16 protein-coding genes, 2 other RNA genes, 1 pseudogene and 1 riboswitch are annotated in these 17979 nt (G+C 34.0%); of the genes and pseudogenes, 5 read left to right on the top strand and 14 right to left on the bottom strand.

The features are described 5' to 3' along the window. The 9 genes and pseudogenes from RYK07_RS01710 to RYK07_RS01670 form a co-directional block, all read right to left on the bottom strand. Positions 1-242: pseudogene (locus RYK07_RS01710) on the bottom strand (class I SAM-dependent methyltransferase); the annotation flags it as partial. 268 nt (positions 243-510) lie between these two features. Continuing rightward, positions 511-1335 carry a bifunctional hydroxymethylpyrimidine kinase/phosphomethylpyrimidine kinase gene (thiD, locus tag RYK07_RS01705; RefSeq protein WP_314852093.1) on the bottom strand — a complete coding sequence of 275 codons (825 nt, stop codon included), beginning with the start codon at positions 1333-1335 and terminating at the stop codon, positions 511-513. Next, entirely contained in the window at positions 1328-1981 is a 654-nt protein-coding gene (thiE, locus tag RYK07_RS01700; protein ID WP_314852091.1) for a thiamine phosphate synthase, read from the bottom strand. Before thiE ends, thiD begins: the two co-directional genes overlap by 8 nt. Next, positions 1965-2801, bottom strand: a complete 837-nt coding sequence (locus RYK07_RS01695; protein WP_314852090.1) for a hydroxyethylthiazole kinase — start codon at positions 2799-2801, stop codon at positions 1965-1967. The genes thiE and RYK07_RS01695 overlap by 17 nt, the downstream gene beginning before the upstream one ends. Continuing rightward, positions 2777-3307 carry an energy coupling factor transporter S component ThiW gene (gene thiW, locus RYK07_RS01690; RefSeq protein WP_314852089.1) on the bottom strand — a complete coding sequence of 177 codons (531 nt, stop codon included), beginning with the start codon at positions 3305-3307 and terminating at the stop codon, positions 2777-2779. Before thiW ends, RYK07_RS01695 begins: the two co-directional genes overlap by 25 nt. 13 nt (positions 3308-3320) lie before the next feature. Further along, positions 3321-3989: a thiaminase II gene (tenA, locus tag RYK07_RS01685; RefSeq protein ID WP_314852088.1), complete on the bottom strand. Its 669-nt coding sequence runs from the start codon at positions 3987-3989 to the stop codon at positions 3321-3323. 4 nt (positions 3990-3993) lie between these two features. Next, positions 3994-4647 (bottom strand): energy-coupling factor transporter transmembrane component T, encoded by a 654-nt coding sequence (locus RYK07_RS01680; protein WP_314852086.1) that lies wholly within the window; start codon positions 4645-4647, stop codon positions 3994-3996. Then, positions 4631-5986, bottom strand: a complete 1356-nt coding sequence (locus RYK07_RS01675) for an ABC transporter ATP-binding protein (RefSeq protein ID WP_314852085.1) — start codon at positions 5984-5986, stop codon at positions 4631-4633. Before RYK07_RS01675 ends, RYK07_RS01680 begins: the two co-directional genes overlap by 17 nt. A 3-nt stretch (positions 5987-5989) precedes the next feature. Beyond that, positions 5990-6547, bottom strand: a complete 558-nt coding sequence (locus tag RYK07_RS01670) for an ECF transporter S component (protein ID WP_314852084.1) — start codon at positions 6545-6547, stop codon at positions 5990-5992. A 149-nt stretch (positions 6548-6696) separates the two neighbouring features. Next, positions 6697-6786, bottom strand: a riboswitch (TPP riboswitch). 143 nt (positions 6787-6929) lie between these two features. Here RYK07_RS01670 and ssrS point away from each other — a divergent pair. Next, positions 6930-7120: non-coding RNA, 6S RNA (gene ssrS / locus RYK07_RS01665), on the top strand. A gap of 134 nt (positions 7121-7254) precedes the next feature. Beyond that, positions 7255-7713: a universal stress protein gene (locus RYK07_RS01660; protein WP_314852083.1), complete on the top strand. Its 459-nt coding sequence runs from the start codon at positions 7255-7257 to the stop codon at positions 7711-7713. 407 nt (positions 7714-8120) lie between these two features. On the opposite strand, the gene dtd is transcribed toward RYK07_RS01660, so the two are convergent. From dtd to prmA, 4 genes are all read right to left on the bottom strand, one after another. Continuing rightward, the gene (gene dtd, locus RYK07_RS01655; protein ID WP_314852082.1) at positions 8121-8567 is read right to left on the bottom strand and encodes a D-aminoacyl-tRNA deacylase; all 447 of its coding nucleotides are present in this window, start codon (positions 8565-8567) and stop codon (positions 8121-8123) included. Between the two features lie 26 nt (positions 8568-8593). Beyond that, on the bottom strand, positions 8594-10810 hold the full coding sequence (locus tag RYK07_RS01650) for a bifunctional (p)ppGpp synthetase/guanosine-3',5'-bis(diphosphate) 3'-pyrophosphohydrolase (RefSeq protein ID WP_314852081.1): 2217 nt from the start codon (positions 10808-10810) through the stop codon (positions 8594-8596). 117 nt (positions 10811-10927) lie between these two features. Continuing rightward, positions 10928-11680 (bottom strand): 16S rRNA (uracil(1498)-N(3))-methyltransferase, encoded by a 753-nt coding sequence (locus tag RYK07_RS01645; RefSeq protein WP_314852080.1) that lies wholly within the window; start codon positions 11678-11680, stop codon positions 10928-10930. Positions 11681-11689: 9 nt separating this feature from the next. Then, on the bottom strand, positions 11690-12634 hold the full coding sequence (gene prmA, locus RYK07_RS01640) for a 50S ribosomal protein L11 methyltransferase (protein WP_314852079.1): 945 nt from the start codon (positions 12632-12634) through the stop codon (positions 11690-11692). A gap of 236 nt (positions 12635-12870) precedes the next feature. On the opposite strand from prmA, the gene gpsB reads away from it, so the two are divergent. From gpsB to RYK07_RS01625, 3 genes are all read left to right on the top strand, one after another. Beyond that, positions 12871-13239: a cell division regulator GpsB gene (gene gpsB, locus RYK07_RS01635; RefSeq protein ID WP_314852078.1), complete on the top strand. Its 369-nt coding sequence runs from the start codon at positions 12871-12873 to the stop codon at positions 13237-13239. An 11-nt stretch (positions 13240-13250) separates the two neighbouring features. Continuing rightward, positions 13251-13611: RNase P RNA component class B (gene rnpB, locus RYK07_RS01630), an RNA gene on the top strand. 79 nt (positions 13612-13690) lie between these two features. Continuing rightward, on the top strand, positions 13691-14836 hold the full coding sequence (locus RYK07_RS01625) for a class I SAM-dependent RNA methyltransferase (protein WP_314852077.1): 1146 nt from the start codon (positions 13691-13693) through the stop codon (positions 14834-14836). Positions 14837-15028: 192 nt separating this feature from the next. Here the strand turns inward: RYK07_RS01625 and clpB are convergent, their stop codons facing one another. Next, entirely contained in the window at positions 15029-17626 is a 2598-nt protein-coding gene (gene clpB, locus RYK07_RS01620) for an ATP-dependent chaperone ClpB (RefSeq protein WP_314852075.1), read from the bottom strand. Positions 17627-17979: the final 353 nt, after the last annotated feature.

The raw sequence follows: 17979 nt of genomic DNA, 5'->3' as shown, positions 1-17979 counted from the left end.
GTTACATCATAACCTTTTAACGCAAAAACTGGTCCCTGCTGTCCCCCACCACAAGCTAACCCTAATATCTTTTTTCCGTTAGCTTTTTCAAACCATTCTTCGGGAACTTTTTTCCCAATCGTTAATGCAACAGAAATGGGCTTATTTTTAAGTTCTTCTAATTGTTCATGTGTTAATGGAGCAGTATAGTCATTATTCACATTATTCCATCTATTTTCATTAAATTTTATATAATTGTTCATTTTAATTTCCTCGTAATTTTATACTATTTCGATTTAAGTTGGATGTGTTTCCATTAATTTTTCCAAAATCAACAAATAATATTTTGTTTTTTCTATGTTTCTAGTATTATACCATTTTTATCCAATTTTTTCAGGTTTACTTCTTGTTTCAGTTGACTAAAAATTGTAGCTAAATCAACAAAAAAAGAATACAACTCTCCAATAGTAAAACTCATGACAACACACACTGTCATCCTCTCTTACATCGAAAAGTCATATTCCTATTTTCTTACGATTCAATCACTCGAACACTGTCATCTAACTTCGCCCAGTGATTTGTTGGGCCGTGTCCATTTCCCACATAAATTGGTTGAGCAATCGCTCCTTGAATAAATTTACGAGCTGTAATAATGCTCTCTTTCAAAGGCTGTCCTTTTGCTAATTCAGCTGTAATACAAGCGGAGAATGTATCTCCTGTTCCATGGGTAGAAGCTGTTTGAATTCGTTTAGCTTCTGTCCAAAATGCTGTGCCGTCTTCTAATAAGACAAAGTCTTTTACAATATCCAGCGTTCCATGTCCGCCTTTAATAATGACATTTTTTACGCCAAGATTTTGTAAAATAGCTGCAGCTTGCATCATATCTGTTTCTGTTAAGATTTTCTTGCCAATTAATTCTTCTGTTTCTGGTAAATTTGGTGTACAAACTGTGGCAATTGGTAATAATTCTTTTTTAATCGTTTCAATTGCTTCTGGTTGTAATAATGGATGTCCGCCTTTAGCAATCATAACAGGATCCACAATCAATGGTCCAAAATTTACTTTTTTATAATTTTTTACTACAGTTCGAACGACTCGACTATCTGCTAACATACCAGTTTTTGCTGCACGAATATGAAAATCACTGGCTAATGATTGAAATTGCGCATCGATGAAATTACTTGGCACTTCATGAACTGCTTGAACTCCTAAAGTATTTTGCGCTGTTAAAGCTACAAAAATACTCATTCCAAAAACTTGTCGAGCTTGAAATGTTTTTAAATCCGCTTGAACTCCTGCACCGCCTCCTGAATCGGATCCAGCAATGGTTACTACTTGAATTGTTTCATTAGTCATTTACTTCCCCTCCTAAAATTTCCGTTACTTTTTTTCTTAAAGATTGACATTTTTCTTGAATATTATCAGCTTTCATAATCTCACTTACAATGGCTACACCTGCAATCCCCGTTCCTTTTAATGGTTCCATATTATCTTCTTTAATCCCACCAATAGCTACGATAGGAATCGATACTGTTGTGGCAATTTTTCTGAGAGTTTCAATGGAAGTTGGCTGAGTAATGACTTTTGTCGTCGTTGGATAAATAGCTCCTACTCCTAAATAGTCTGCTCCATGTTTTTCTGCTTCCAATGCACGTTCAACTGTTTTAGCCGTAACTCCTAATATTTTATCGTTTCCAATCATATTGCGAACTACATCAACAGGTAATTCATCTGCACCAATATGAACTCCACTAGCATCAACTGCTAAGCAAATATCCACTCGATCATTAATGATAAGAGGAATTTGATACATGTCAGTGATAGTTTTAACCTTTTTTGCTAATTCATAATATTCTCTTGTACTACATTCTTTTTCTCTTAATTGCACAAGAGTCACACCAGACCTACAAGCTTCTTCCACCTTTTTCAAAAAGTCTTCTTCTTTCCAATCGTAACGTGCCGTTACTAAATAAAGGGCTAATGTATTATTTAACAACTTCATTTGTCCAGTCCTCCATTTTTAGCATTTCTTGCCAATTTTCTTTGTACAATTTTGATAATTGATTACAAGTTTCTATACGAAAACTTTCCATTCCTTGCTGGAGTGCATTGCTCGCTTTTTCTCCACAAACATTAAAATAAGTAATCGCTCCAATTGTAGCTTCCAATGGTTCAATTCCGCTTCCTAAAACGCCCGCAATTAAAGCTCCTACTACATCTCCTGTACCGGTAAATAATTCTAAGGAATCTACTCCATTTTTTAAGCATAAACATTTTGAAGTCGTAACGACTAAATCTTGTTCTCCCGTTGCTAGAAAAAGTGTTTGAGGATAAATTTTTGCTAACTTTCTTAATGCCTGAGCTAATTCTTTTAATTCCATCAAACTTTGGTCTTCTTTTGCACTATCGACTCCTTTGGCACTACTATTTAGACCAGCCAATCTTCTCATTTCTGAAATATTCCCCTTCACAACAGTAACGCCAATGTCAAATAAACTTTGTACTAAATCAAGGCGATTGGATAGTCCCACTATTCCGACAGCATCTACAACAAGAGGTTTTTGAGCCTTATTCGCAAGTTTTGCTGCTTTGATGATGCAAGCTTCTTTTTGCTCTGTTAAATGTCCGATATTTAGTAATACGGCAGATGATACTTGAATTACTGATTCAATTTCTCGTTCATCTTCAGCCATAATTGGTTTTGCCCCAACATATAATAATGCATTCGCCACTAATTCCTTTGTAATCCCATTCGTAATACAATGAATCAGAGGACGTTGTAATGGGAAAATTTTTTCTAAAACTTTTTGCATAATGGACATTCCTTAGTTGGTGCAAATAATTTTTGAATTCGTTGAATTGTTGATACATTTTTTAATTTTACCCAAACTAACCAAGCAATTGTTGAACCAATAATAGCTCCTCCACAAAAACGTGGTGTATAAACAAACCAAAATAAACCTGTTGTTGTACCAGTAAACCAAACCATTACAGGATAAGATAATAGAGAACCAATTAAGCCTGTTCCAATAAATTCACCAATCATGGCTCCATAGATGTTTTTAGTTATTCTTGCTCCAATCCCTGCTAATAAAGCTCCAAATACAGCACCTGTTAATGCTAAAGGTGGAATTGCTAATAAAGTCATACGAAGAATCGCTGTTAAAAATGCCATAGCTACTCCGTATACTGGTCCCATCAGCATTGCTGAAATGACATTAATTGTACTAGACATGGGTGCCATTCCTTCAATTCTCATTAATGGGGATAACACCACATCTAACGCTACCATCATTGCTAAAAACATAATTTTTTTATTTCTACTCATTTTTCTAACCTTCCTAACCTTCTAATTTCCATGTTTCATGTGTATAAGCCATTTCCCAAAATAGATACTCAAATTGGCAACTACGATAAAATGCTTCTATCATTTCTTCTTTTGTTTGTTCTGTTGCTTCTTGATATAATCGTTCGATAACTCCACATTCATATTGAACGGCTTCTTTACTATCTTCTCCCGCATAGGTCATAATCCATCGTTGATACATTTCATGAGGGGAACCTTGTTTGATTAATTGTTCTCCAATGGCTTGATATAACCACGGACAAGGTAACATTCCTGCACAAGCTACAACAACATTTTTTTCTGCTAGTTGTCGATATAAATGGGATACATAATTATAAGCAGTTGGAGCAATCGGTGTATTTTTGATTTCTTCTTCATCGATACCTAATTCTTGAAAAAATTCTTCTCGAATTAATTGTTCCCCTTCTGCTAAATGTTGAGAATTTCTACGCATTAATTCTTTCACTTCTGGATCATCAGATGCGTCAGAAATAATTTGATAGAGTTTACTAAAATGTTCTAAATAATAACGATCTTGTAATAAATAATAACGAAATATCGATTCCCCCAATGTCCCATCTTGTAATCCCGTTACAAATGGATGTTCAAAACTTCCTTGCCAATAACGTTTAGAAACTTCCATGGCTTTTTCTGTAAATGTCATTTTCCTACCTCCATAACCATCCAATACTATTTCCTACTACAAATAATAAAATCATCCACGAACAAGCTTTAGTATCATTTTTCCAAATAATCGATGATGTTCGTTTTCCTTTTTCATCAAATCCATGGCTAATCATCGCTTGTTCATATTGCTCTTGTAAATGATAAGCTGTAAAAATCACCTTGATATAATATAAGCTTGACCAAAAATGTAAAGGACGACCTCTTAGTTGACTGGCTTCCTTCATTTGCACTACTTCTCTTCGAATATATGGAAAAGCATGAATAATGACTAACAAACCATAGACAAAATGAGGAGGTAGTCCTTTTTGTTCCAGAACTAATAATAGTTCTTCCAAATCCACACTAAATGCTAATAAAAATCCTAATAGAGCAAATGCAAATGTTCTTGTAAACATCACTGAAGCTAACTCTAAATGAATTCCTTGAACATGAATGGACCAATAACTACCAATAGCTGGAAATAATGGAACAATGATTGTAGCTCCAATGACGCCCCACTGCTTCTTCCAAAGAAGATACAAAAATCCAACTACTAATACAAAAACATTCAAGACATTTGAAGGAACAAACGATAATTCAATCGTTACTAATATTAGAAAAATAGAAAAAGCTAAACTTTTAGACTGTTTTTCCATATGGAATGCCCCCTTTTTGTAATGTCTGTTCAGTAATTTGAATATGATGTTGACTCACACCTTCTAAAGGAGCTAATCGATGAGAAACAACTAATAATTGTTGATGATGTGTATGTTGATTCCACTTCATCCATTCTCCTATTAACTGACAACTTCTTTTATCTAATCCTGTAAAAGGTTCATCCAATAATAAAAAAGGAATATCCAAACTTAGCATACAGATTAGCTGAATCAATTTTTGTTCTCCTCCACTTAAATACATCAGACTTGTATCCAGTTTTGAACCTAATGATGTTTCTGAGAGGATTCGTTCTTGCCACTCGTGTGCATGAGAAAATCGTTTCATCCCAAAATTCAATTCATCCTTTGGCATTAAGGTGACAAATTGATGCATTGCTTCTTGAACCGTTAATGTTAAAAATTTTGAACGATTTCTCTTCGTTATTTTTTGCTCTTCATACAAGAAATTGCCTTTCACTTTTGTCAATTGAACCATCGCTCTAAGTAAAGTGGATTTCCCAACACCATTATCTCCTGTTAAAGTCGTAATCCCTTTTTCTAAAGAAAAATCTGGAATCGACCATAAACCTTCTTTTACGACATTTTGATAAGTGAAAAACTTCTCTGAAGAAGATCCTTCTTGTTCTAAAGAAATAACGGAATGATTCGATAATGTTGTAATCGGAACTGTCTGCAAGCAACCTTCCTGAATATGCAATACTCGACTAACATATTCGCTGTAACCATTCGTATCATGATCACTAACAATGACTAATTTCCCCTTTTGAGAAAGTTCAAATAATAATTTCATTAAGGAGCGTCTACTTTTATCATCCACACTAGCAAATGGCTCATCTAATAATAAAATTGGAACATCCATTGCTAATAATACTGCAATCGCAGAACGTTGTTGCTCTCCTCCGGATAATTGAACAAAAGGTCTATCTAATAAATGTTGCGTTACTGAATCGATTGTAACCTGATGAATTCTCTCTTGAATTTTTTTATAACCATACCCTAAATTTTCAAGAGTAAACGTTAATTCACTCCGTAAATTTTTCATCGTAAACTGACGATAAGCTTTTTGAAATACAGTTCCCGCTATTGTTGCTCTTTGAACAGGTGTCATCAAAGAAATATCTTTTCCTAACAAGTGACACTGACCTTCAAAAGTCAACGGTTTAATCCCCGATAAAAATTGAAATAGTGTTGATTTCCCACTCCCTGTATCACCTGTTAGTAAGATGAATTCACCCATTTCTAGTTGGCAATGAAGATGATAAAGAATTTTAGAATTTCCTTGCCAAACATTAACACCTTCTAAAGTGATTCCATTCATTGATTAATTTCCTCTTGTAGCTTTTACTTTTTCTAATAAGTTCATCACAATTTTTACAAATACAACACCAAAGATGAAAACAGAAATAAATCGAACAACGATTAATGAAACTAAAAATCCTAAAGAATAAGCGCCATATCCTAATTTGAAATACTCATAAATAAAGCTAAAGACAACTGTACCAATCGCAGCTAATGTAAGAGAAAATGTATCATATCTCTTATATCCTGTTACAAAAAATCCAGCTTCAGTACCTAATCCTTGAACAAATCCAGAAACTAAAACTCCAACTCCGAAATGAGAACCCATTAACATTTCTGCTAAGGCTGCTAACATTTCTCCAAGAGTCGAACTCCCTTTCTTCTTCAACAATACCCCAATCATTGGAGCAGCCATCGTCCATAATCCAAATAAAATTTCATTTGCAAAAGGTTGATACCCTCCAGGTGTTAATGCCACTTCTAATGCGACATACAAAAATCCCGCTCCCATAAATACGCCCCCAAAAAGGAACGCTAATAATGCCATTAAAATGACATCTTTCAAACTCCATTTTTCCATAAAAAAACTCCCTTCGTTTTCAAAACAAAAGGAGGCTCATTCACTAACATTATTGATATAAGCAATGCAAAATAAAAATCTGAAAATCGACATAAAAATCCATAATAGCTTGATATATCGAACAAACAAATCATTAGAAAACATTACTATCGTAACATTCCACATTTCCCTTCGCTGGTACTATCCAGATCAGGTTCAATGGGTATAATCTCAGCCAATTGGCACCCCAAATGTTTTGGTTTTATTAAATTTTCTTTTATCATATCATATTTGAAATCATTTTCAAATTATCTGCTTAGAAAATATTTACACTTCAGTTATAAGTAAACGCTATCAATTTAAGTATTGATTTTTTATAGAAGGAGTGCTACTATAGTGACATAGAAATCTGAGATGTGCGCGGTATTTACTAAGTGTTGACCGAACAATTAATGACTTTTTAGGGATTCAGATTGTTGTTATGGATAACAAGCCATTGCACTTGGAAGTTAAGAAGTAACTCATAGAAGCCCACCTGCTTAGAATGCGGGTTCAAAACTATCAAATACATCAAACGGCATCACCGGAAATCTATCAATAAAGTTTTTACTTTGGACCACTCTTTGAGTGGTTTTTTCTTTTATAAACGGAATTTATCTAGATGAAACCCCTTTTAAAACAATTTCATAGTGGTATAATGAAGGTATAAAGATGAAGGAGTGATTGTTATGTTCCATGAATATTCAAAAATTTTAGTTCCAGTAGATGGATCTAATGAGGCTAGATTAGCTTTTGAAAAAGCCATTGAGGTCGCTAAAAGAAATCGTGCTCAAGTCATTATTGCACATATTATCGATACTCGAGTACTTCAAACTCCTACTGGTTTTGAAGGAAATTTCAACGAAGAAATTCAAAGACAAACCGAAAATCTATTCCAAGAATATCGTCAATATGCCCAAGAACATGATTTTAATGACATCGATTTTGTTTTAGAATATGGTTCACCAAAAGTTTATATTTCTAAAAATATTCCAAAGGATTATCAAATTGATTTAATTATGATGGGCGCAACAGGACTAAACGCAGTCGAACGATTATTTATCGGTTCTGTATCAGAATATGTCATCCGAAACGCCAGCTGCGACGTCTTAGTAGTCCGCACAGACCTAGAAAACCAACGCGCATAAACATGTAGAAATAAAAAACAGGAAAGACTCCCCTATTAACAAGGACCTTTCCTGTTTTAATTTTTTACGCAACTTACATGAGAGACACTCAAAAAGTATAGAAAAAGAAAAGTGTAAAGACTTATCGTATTAGAGCGAGATTCGATTCACGATTCTGCGAGCATCCAAGCTATTACAATTATAAATCCTCAACGCCTCTTACATGAGTGACACTCAAAAAGTATAGAAAAAGAGAAAAAAGACTTTTCATAGTAGCTAACGTAATAGAAGCCAATTTTGGCTTCTATTACTGGAACAATCGAGACCATAGGCTCGATTGTTAGCCATGAGATTCGCTACGCGAAGCTGCTGGCGTCCAAGCTACTATTTCTAAAAAGTCTTTTGTTCTCTTTTTCTATTACGCCCCATTAACGGGTTTTTGAATCCAACAGTATTGTCACTGGTCCGTCATTTAGTAACTCTACTTTCATATCCGCACCAAACTGCCCCGTCTCAACAGGAATCCCTGTCGCTCTCAACAAACCATTAAACTGCTCAAACATCTCAAGCGCAACATTCCAAGGAGCTGCCTTTGAAAACGAAGGACGATTCCCCTTCTTCGTATCCGCATACAAAGTAAACTGCGAAACCGATAAAATCTCACCGCCAATATCTTGAATACTACGATTCAATTTACCCTCTTCATCTTCAAAAATTCTCATCTGAACAATCTTACGAACAAGATATTTCATATCTTCCATTGCATCATCATGCGTTACACCCACTAACAACAGAAAACCACGTTGAATCTTTCCAATGACTTTCTCATCAACTGTAACACTCGCATGAGCAACACGCTGTAAAACAACTTTCATAACTCTTCCCTCTTTCTCGCATCCGATTATGAAATTACACGACGAACACTATAAACATCAGGAATTTGATTAATTTTCTTCACAATAAATTCTAATTGTTCCGTATTATGAATTCCAATATTGACTGTAATTGTAGCCATCTTATTAGAATCCACTTTACCATTTACAGAATTTAAAGACTTCGTAATACTATTGATGACATTTAATACCTCATTCAATAAACCATTACGATTGTATCCTTCAACAACTAATTCTGTATCATATTGTTGCTTAGAATTACCCGTATCTTCCCAATCCACATCAATTAAACGAGTTTGTTGATCTTGTTGAACTTTCACATTCGGACAGTCCTTACGATGGACAGAAATACCACGCCCTTTTGTAATATATCCAACAATTTCATCCCCCGGTACTGGATTACAACAACGACTTAAGCGAATTAATAAGTTATTAACTCCTTCAATAATGACGCCATTTTCATGCTTAATACTCATCTTTTGAGTATCTTTTCGTTGAATTTTTTCAGTCGTTTGTTCAAAAGCTTCTTCTTGCATTTTTTGCTTTTCAATTTCTCGACGAGCTTTATCTGTCAATCGATTCGCCACCGTTTGAACAGATACTTCTCCAAATCCAATCGCTGCAAATAAATCATCTTCATTGGCAAAATTAAATCGACTGGAAATTTCTTTTAATTGCGTCTTCGTTAAAAAGTCTTTTGGTGAAAATTCTAAATCAGCAATTTGTTTTTCTAATAAATCACGTCCACGAAGAATACTTTCTTCACGATTTTGTAATTTAAAGAAACGACGAATTTTATTTTTCGCACGAGTCGTAAATACTAAATTAATCCAGTCTCTTGATGGACCAAATGAATTAGCAGAAGTTAATACTTCTACAATATCACCAGTTTTTAACTGATAATTTAACGGTACAATTTTATTATTCACTTTTGCACCGACCGTCTTATTTCCAACTTCAGTATGAATATTGTAAGCAAAATCTAATGGTCCTGAACCTAATGGTAATTCAGACACATCTCCTTTTGGAGTAAAGACATATACTTTATCTCCAAAAATATCTTCTTTTACACTATTCATAAAGTCATTAGCATCTTTTGAATCATCTTGTAATTCAATTAAATCTTTAAACCAATCTAATTGTTTTTGAAGTGGATCATTTGATACTTTTTGCGTATTTCCTTCTTTATAGGCCCAGTGAGCTGCAACCCCGTATTCAGCAACTGCATGCATTTCAAATGTACGAATTTGGATTTCTACCGGTTTACCACCTGGTCCAATAACTGTTGTATGAATGGATTGATACATATTTGCCTTCGGCATTGCAATATAATCTTTGAAACGACGAGGCATTGGTTTCCATTTCGTATGAATTGCTCCAACAACTGCGTAACAATCACGAATACTATTCACTAAAACACGAATCGCTAATAAATCATAGATTTCATTAAACTCTTTCTTTTTATCTTTCATTTTTCGATAAATTGAATAAATGTGTTTTGGTCTACCATATATTTCAGCTTCTATTTCTAATTCTTGTGTGGCTTCTTCGATATTCACCACTGTTTCATGGATATATGCTTCACGTTCATCACGTTTTGAATCCATTAATTGAACAATACGATAATATTGTTGTGGGTTTAAATATCTTAATGATGTATCTTCTAATTCCCACTTAATTTTATTCATCCCTAGTCGATGAGCTAAAGGAGCATAAATCTCTAATGTTTCATTAGCAATCATACGTTGTTTTTCTGGTTTATGGAACTTTAAGGTTCTTAAATTATGTAAACGGTCAGCTAGTTTTACCATAATAACCCTTAAATCATTTGCCATGGCCAACAACATTTTACGATGATTTTCTGCTTGTTGTTCTTCATGAGATTTATATTTAATTTTTCCTAGTTTTGTAACACCATCTACTAAAAATGCAACATCTTTGCCAAATACATATTCAATATCTTCAATCGTAAATCCTGTATCTTCAACAACATCATGTAAAAAGCCTGTTGCAATCGTATCTGGATCTAATCTCAATTCTGCCAAAATTCCAGCTACTTGAATTGGGTGGACAATATATGCTTCGCCAGATTTTCTTACTTGATCCTTATGAGCGAAGGTCGCATATTCAATGGCTTTTTCGATGAACTGAATACTCTTTTCATTCATATATTCACGACAGAGTGAAATGACATCTTCAGCCGTATAATTTTTATTTTTTGACATATACGTTTTTCCCCTTAATTCATGACAGTAACGATTTTAAAAATGATTTTTGTTACTGCTTTCTTAACTTTAGATAATACCTATCGTATCTCTTTCTTAGCCTTCCGTCAACTATTTCTAACCTTTTAACAGTTCGAAATGATACGACAGTGCAGCTAGTGCATACATTGGCGCTGTTTCTGCTCGTAAAATTCTTGGACCTAAGGCACAAGAATGTACTTCCTGGCTATTTAAGTACTCAATTTCTTGAACATCAAATCCACCTTCAGGACCAAAATAAAAGGCAATCGAATCTCCTTCTTTTAATGAAGTAAATGATTGAACTAAAGCCGCTGCTTCTCCTTGTTTAGCAACTTCTTCAAAGGCAACTAATGCTTTTGACGATTGCTTCGCTAAACCGACACTTTCCTTTAATGTCATTAGGTCAAACACTTTCGGAACATGTAATCTGTGTGATTGTTCTGCTGCTTCTTGCGCAATTTTTTGTAATCTTTCAACTTTCTTTTGAGACTTATCCTTTGTCCATTTCACCATATTGCGTTTCATTTCTACTGGTACAATCGTATGAACGCCTAATTCTGTAGCTTTTTGGACAATCGTTTCTAATTTATCCCCTTTTGATAACCCTACAAAAATTGTCACATCAATCGGTAATTCTACATTTTGTTCTTTATGTTCTACTATTGTTAACTCTAATGGTGATAATTGTGTAATTTCTGCGATATATAATTGTTCATTCTCATCTACAATTTCACAACATTCTTCGATATTCATACGCATCACTTTTACCATATGATGCTCTTGCTCTTTAGGAACTGAAATCTTTTCTCCAACGGATTGAATGACTTGATTGATAAAATAACGTTGCATCTTGTTCACCTAGTCTTTCACTTTTGTCATGACAAATGTATTCCATTCACCCATTGTAAGTTGTTGTTTTAAAGTAAATCCTGCATTCTCATAAGCGGCACGTACTTCCTCTGCTTTTGATTGAATAATTCCTGATAAAATTAAGACACCATTTTCCTTTAAATTATGATATGCATCCGCAGGCATCATTAATAAAATTTCCGCTAAAATATTCGCCACAATTAAATCAGAAGGTTGATTAATTCCTTGTAATAAATTATTTTCATAAACTGCAATTTCACCAACTTCTGGATTTAAAGAAATATTTTCTTTTGAAACTCTGGTTGCCATTTCATCAATGTCAAAAGCTGTAACATCTCTTGCCCCTAATAATTTAGCGGCAATACTTAAAACCCCAGAGCCTGTTCCAACATCTAATACACTCTCTCCACCACGAACATATTGTTCCAAAGCAGCTAAAGATAATTGAGTTGTTGGATGTGTTCCTGTTCCGAAAGCTAAACCTGGATCTAAACAAATTAAACGTTCATCTTCTTGTTGTTTTTGATACTCTAACCAACTAGGCACAACAGTTAAATATCTAGTGACACGAACTGGGAAATAATATTTTTTCCAAGCTTCTGCCCAGTCTGCTTCTCCTACTGTTTGTAACGTAACAATTCCCTTACCAATTGTTAATCCGTAAGATTTTAGTTCTTGAACTCTATTCGTTACGGTTTCTGTTAGTTCATCATTCCACTGATTTGGTTGGAAATAAGCTTTGACAAAAACTTCATCTGTTTCATATAAAGACTTTCTTTCAACTGAAAGCCATTCTAATTGTTCTTGATTTAATTGATCATAGTCGAGAGGATCTTCAATCGAAACTCCTTTAGCTCCGATTTCCATAAAAATTTCACTGACTGCCTCTACACTCTCTGTATGAGTTACTACTGTAACTTCTAACCAATCCATTTATTGACTCTCCTTTAGTATTTATCATTGTTTACAAGACATTATAACAAAGAAAATAAAATTTGCCTAAAAATTTAATGTAACATATTTGTAATTTTTCCGAATTTTTAGTATGATATTGAAGATAGAAAAACAATATATTTTTCACTGCTTGCAAAAGACATTTTTGCATCGAGTAGCAAGCATACTAACCAAAAAAAGATGATTGATTATAGATATTAAGGAGTAATGAAACCATGGCAAGACATTTATCAACAAAAGATATTTTAAATAAACAATTTAAACGCTCATTCAGAGGATTTGATATTGAAGAAGTAGATGCATTTTTAGATTTAATCATTCGTGATTATGACACTTTCCAAAAAGAAATTAGCTTTTTACAAAGTGAAAATGAACGTTTAGTAAATAAAGTTGACGAATTATCAAAACAAGCAACTGTCACAAAAGGAACTCGTTCAGCAAGCATCCCTTCAGCTGGAGTTACAAACTTTGATATTTTAAAACGTTTAGCGAATTTAGAAAAACATGTCTTTGATGAAAAATTAGAAGACGATTATGAGGATGATTTAGACAAAACTCGTCTCATTCCCCCAATTAAAGATTAATAAAACTTGTAAACTTTGAGTAATCGCGGTAGTGATTGCACTACTGAGGAAAGTCCATGCTCGCACAGACTGAGATGTCTGTAGTGTTCGTGCTTAGCGAAACAATAAGCTAAGGCAACAATTTGTTGACGGCAGAAAAAATGGCTAAGGATTTCTATGCCAAAGTATTCTTGAAAGTGCCACAGTGACGAAGCATTTTTGGAAACGAAAATGGTGGAACGCGGTAAACCCCTCGAGCGAGCAACCCAAACTTATGGTAGGGGCACTCTTTATTAGGAAATGAACGAAAAAAGAGGCACATTTGTGTAGACAGATGATTACTGAAATCAATTAGAACCTGCTAATTGATGGAACAGAACATGGCTTATAGAAGTTTGCATTCAGGTTATTTACCGGGGTCTCCCGGTATTTTTTTTGAAAAACTATCATTTCTAATAGAAAGGAATTTATTATGACAACTTATAAATTAGTCGCCACTGCTGCAGCTGGCATTGAAGCACTTGTTGGAAAAGAATTACGAACTCTTGGCTATGATTGCCAAGTAGAAAACGGAAAAGCTTATTTTACAGGTAACGATTATGATATTGCAAAAACAAATATTTATTTACGTACCGCTGACCGAATTAAAATTGTTTTTGGTCAATTCACTGCTAAAACTTTTGATGCTTTATTTGAACAAACAAAAGCACTCCCTTGGGAACAAATTTTACCAGTAGATGCAGAATTTCCCGTATCAGGAAAATCTGTTAAATCGACTTTACATAGTGTTCCAAACTGCCAATCTATTGTAAAAAAAGCAATCGTTAATCGTCTAAGTGCAGCTTACGCTCGTAAAACACATTTACCAGAAACAGGAGCACTCTATCCTATCGAAGTTTCTATTTTAAAAGATGTTGTAACTTTAACCATTGATACAAGTGGTACAAGTTTATTTAAACGTGGCTACCGTACTGAAAAAGGTGGCGCACCATTAAAAGAAAATATGGCAGCAGCTCTTGTCATGTTAACAAATTGGTTCCCAGACAAACCATTTTATGATCCATGTTGTGGTTCTGGTACTATTCCTATCGAAGCTGCTTTAATTGGATTAAACATCGCACCTGGATTAAATCGTTCATTTGCAGCTGAAAAATGGACATTCTTTGATCCAAAAGCATTTGACACTGTTCGTCAAGAAGCAAGAAAAGAAATTCGTACTGATGTGATATTAGACATTCTTGGTGCTGATATTGATGGTTCGATGATTGAAATTGCAAAACAAAATGCGATTAAAGCTGGTGTTAGCGAACATATTGAATTTAAACAAATGCAATTGAAAGATTTCCGCACGAAAAAAGAAAATGGTGTATTAGTTGCTAATCCACCATATGGTGATCGTTTATTGTCTGAAGAACAAGCTCAAAATATTTACCGTCAAATGGGTCAAACGTATGAACCATTAGAAACTTGGAGTAAGTATATTTTAACGAGTGATTTAAGTTTTGAAGAACATTATGGAAAACAAGCCACTAAGAAACGTAAACTATACAATGGTGCAATCCGTACCGACTACTTCCAATTCTGGGGAGTTCGCAAACGCAAACCGGTTAGTGAATAAATTACTGGATAATATATTTATTAGGTTATAGATAAAATAAAATAAGAAAAAACTTTTCAATGTAGTAGTACTATAAGCCACAGATTTGTGGCTTATAGTACAGGAAAATTTGAGACCTAGGCTCAAATTTTAGCCATGAGACCGCAGGTCTGCTGGCGTCCTTACTACTTGAAAAGTTTTTTCGTTTTTATTTTAATTTTCAACTACATGAAAGGTAACATGGTCTGCTACTACATCACATTGTACAGTATTTCCTGGTAAAATACTTGAACGAATTAATTCTTTTGCTAATGGTGTTTCAATTTCACGTTGAATATAACGAGCAATTGGTCTAGCACCATAAACAGGATTATAAGCATTTTCAGAAATCCAATCTTTCAATTCATCCGTAAATTCTAATTGAATCTCTTGCTCTTGTAAACGAAGATTTAAATCTTTCAACATCTTACCAATAATGCCATGAATATGAGTTCTTGATAATGGTGTAAAGAAGATTGTTTCATCAATACGGTTTAAAAATTCAGGTTTAAATGTACCCTTCAAGACACTTTCCACTGCTTGTCTTGTTTCAGCATCAATTATTTCTCCTTGAATTTCTAATAAGAATTGAGAACCAATATTACTTGTCATAATAAAGACTGTATTTTTAAAGTCAACCACTCTACCTTTTGAATCTGTTAGACGACCATCATCTAATACTTGTAATAAAATATTGAAAACATCTGGATGTGCTTTTTCAATTTCATCTAATAAAACAATGGTATACGGATTACGACGAACGGCTTCTGTTAATTGACCGCCTTCTTCATAACCAACATATCCTGGAGGCGCTCCGACTAAACGACTCACAGAGAATTTTTCCATATATTCACTCATATCAATTCTGACCATATGATCTTGGCTATCAAATAAGTTCTCCGCCAATGTTTTCGCTAATTCTGTTTTACCAACACCAGTTGGTCCTAAGAATAAGAAACTACCAATAGGGCGATTTGGATTTTGTAATCCAGCACGAGAACGTAAGACTGCATCTGCCACTTTTTGTACCGCTTCATCCTGTCCAATCACACGTTCATGTAACGTATCTTCTAATTGAAGAAGTTTTTCTCTTTCTCCTTCGACTAATTTTGTTACAGGAATACCTGTTAATCGACCAACAACACGAGCAATTTCTTCATCTGTTACAGCTTCTTGTACTAATCGATTATCTTCTTGGGCATGAAGTTTTGCTTGAGCTTCTAATTCTTGAATTTCTTTTTCTAATTTAGGAATACGACCATGACGAAGTTCAGCTGCTTTTTCTAAGTTATATTCAGCTTCAGCTTCATCTAATTCATGTTTTAAGCGATCAATTTCTTCACGTTTATCACGAATTTTATTCACTTCTTCTTTTTCGATTTCCCATTTCATTTTTAAGTTATTGGCTTCTTCACGTAATGTTGCTAATTCTTCTTGAAGAATCAATAAGCGCTTCTTACTTGCTTCATCTTTTTCCATTTTTAATGCTTGTTCTTCAATTTCTAATTGCATTAAACGACGAGTCACTGTATCCAATTGAGTTGGCATTGAATTCATTTCAACACGAATCGTTGCACATGCCTCATCGACTAAATCAATGGCTTTATCTGGTAAATAACGGTCTGTAATATATCGATTTGATAAAGTTGCTGCTGCTACTAGGGCATTATCATGAATATTTACACTATGATGAATTTCAAAACGTTCTTTTAATCCACGTAAAATAGAAATAGTATCTTCTACTGTTGGTTCGTGAACTAATACTTTTTGGAAACGTCTTTCTAAAGCTTTATCTTTTTCCATATTTTCACGATATTCATCTAATGTTGTTGCCCCGATACAGTGTAATTCTCCACGAGCTAACATTGGTTTTAATAAGTTACCAGCATCCATTGAACCTTCTGTTTTACCAGCACCAACAATCGTATGAATTTCATCGATGAATAAAATGATTTGACCTTCCGATTTTGTAACTTCTGCTAAAACTGCTTTTAATCGTTCTTCAAATTCTCCACGGAATTTTGCTCCTGCAATTAACGCTCCCATATCTAATGAGTAAATGACTTTATCTTTTAAATTTTCAGGAACGTCTTTTCGTACAATTCTTTGTGCAAGACCTTCTACGATTGCTGTTTTACCTACCCCAGGTTCCCCGATTAATACAGGATTGTTCTTTGTTTTTCTAGATAAAATACGAATCACGTCACGAATTTCTTCATCACGTCCAATTACTGGATCTTGTTTTCCAGATTTTACTGCTTCATTTAAATTTTGTGCATATTGTTTTAATGCTTCATATTGATTTTCTTGATTTTGACTAGTCACACGACTTCCTCCTCTCAATTTTTCAATTCTTTCTTGTAATACTTGTTTTGTTACTTGATGTTTCAATAAAAATTCTTTAATTGGATGATTCGTTTCCATTAAAGCTAATACAATCACTTCCGTTGCTAAATATTCATCTTGAAATTGTTGTCGAATTTCATCAGCTTTTGTTAGTAATTGGTATAAAGATTGACTTAAGCTTTGACCATATTGGACTTGGCTTCCTTCTACGACTGGTAATTGATCAATCTTTTCATCCACAAATTTTTCTAATTCTGAAATTGGAACATGGACATCTTCATATAGATTTCTCACAAAATGATTTGGCGTTAAAAATACTTTCCACAAATGTGAGACATCGATTTCTTGATGTTTTCTATTTTGCGCAATTTCTTGTGCCTGAGCAAGTGATTGTTGCATCATTGTTGTCATTTTTTCAATATTCATCTTGCTTCCCCCATTCTTTTTCTTCCATTTCTTGCTATCAAATCTCTTTGATGTTTATAGTATAACTCATTAGTCAATAAAGGTCAAACATTTTCTTTGACTTTTTTTGACTTTTTGACAAAAAATAAAAGACTAGTTCATAGAAGCCTTTATAAACCAACGGAACCGCAAGGTTTACTTGCATCCTTTGCTACTATGAATAGTCTAATAATTTATACGTCACTGAATCAATATATTTCAAAAAAAGAATAGAATATTCATAGTAGCTGAAACAACATAAGCCAAAAATCTCTTCTACAACGCTGCTACTGTCCTAGGTACAATAAAATTTCTATGTTATCAACGTTTATACA

The organism is uncultured Granulicatella sp. (genome assembly GCF_963528315.1).
In the GTDB taxonomy this organism is placed as follows: Bacteria; Bacillota; Bacilli; order Lactobacillales; family Aerococcaceae; genus Granulicatella.
The sequence above is the reverse complement of the archived record's forward strand: the minus strand, read 5'-3'. Positions and strand labels throughout refer to the sequence as shown.

Coding starts and splice junctions, on each gene's coding strand:
- thiD (WP_314852093.1), bottom strand. CDS start 1,335: ATGACTAATGAAACAATTCAAGTAGTAACCATTGCTGGATCCGATTCA.
- thiE (WP_314852091.1), bottom strand. CDS start 1,981: ATGAAGTTGTTAAATAATACATTAGCCCTTTATTTAGTAACGGCACGT.
- RYK07_RS01695 (WP_314852090.1), bottom strand. CDS start 2,801: ATGTCCATTATGCAAAAAGTTTTAGAAAAAATTTTCCCATTACAACGT.
- thiW (WP_314852089.1), bottom strand. CDS start 3,307: ATGAGTAGAAATAAAAAAATTATGTTTTTAGCAATGATGGTAGCGTTA.
- tenA (WP_314852088.1), bottom strand. CDS start 3,989: ATGACATTTACAGAAAAAGCCATGGAAGTTTCTAAACGTTATTGGCAA.
- RYK07_RS01680 (WP_314852086.1), bottom strand. CDS start 4,647: ATGGAAAAACAGTCTAAAAGTTTAGCTTTTTCTATTTTTCTAATATTA.
- RYK07_RS01675 (WP_314852085.1), bottom strand. CDS start 5,986: ATGAATGGAATCACTTTAGAAGGTGTTAATGTTTGGCAAGGAAATTCT.
- RYK07_RS01670 (WP_314852084.1), bottom strand. CDS start 6,547: ATGGAAAAATGGAGTTTGAAAGATGTCATTTTAATGGCATTATTAGCG.
- RYK07_RS01660 (WP_314852083.1), top strand. CDS start 7,255: ATGTTCCATGAATATTCAAAAATTTTAGTTCCAGTAGATGGATCTAAT.
- dtd (WP_314852082.1), bottom strand. CDS start 8,567: ATGAAAGTTGTTTTACAGCGTGTTGCTCATGCGAGTGTTACAGTTGAT.
- RYK07_RS01650 (WP_314852081.1), bottom strand. CDS start 10,810: ATGTCAAAAAATAAAAATTATACGGCTGAAGATGTCATTTCACTCTGT.
- RYK07_RS01645 (WP_314852080.1), bottom strand. CDS start 11,680: ATGCAACGTTATTTTATCAATCAAGTCATTCAATCCGTTGGAGAAAAG.
- prmA (WP_314852079.1), bottom strand. CDS start 12,634: ATGGATTGGTTAGAAGTTACAGTAGTAACTCATACAGAGAGTGTAGAG.
- gpsB (WP_314852078.1), top strand. CDS start 12,871: ATGGCAAGACATTTATCAACAAAAGATATTTTAAATAAACAATTTAAA.
- RYK07_RS01625 (WP_314852077.1), top strand. CDS start 13,691: ATGACAACTTATAAATTAGTCGCCACTGCTGCAGCTGGCATTGAAGCA.
- clpB (WP_314852075.1), bottom strand. CDS start 17,626: ATGAATATTGAAAAAATGACAACAATGATGCAACAATCACTTGCTCAG.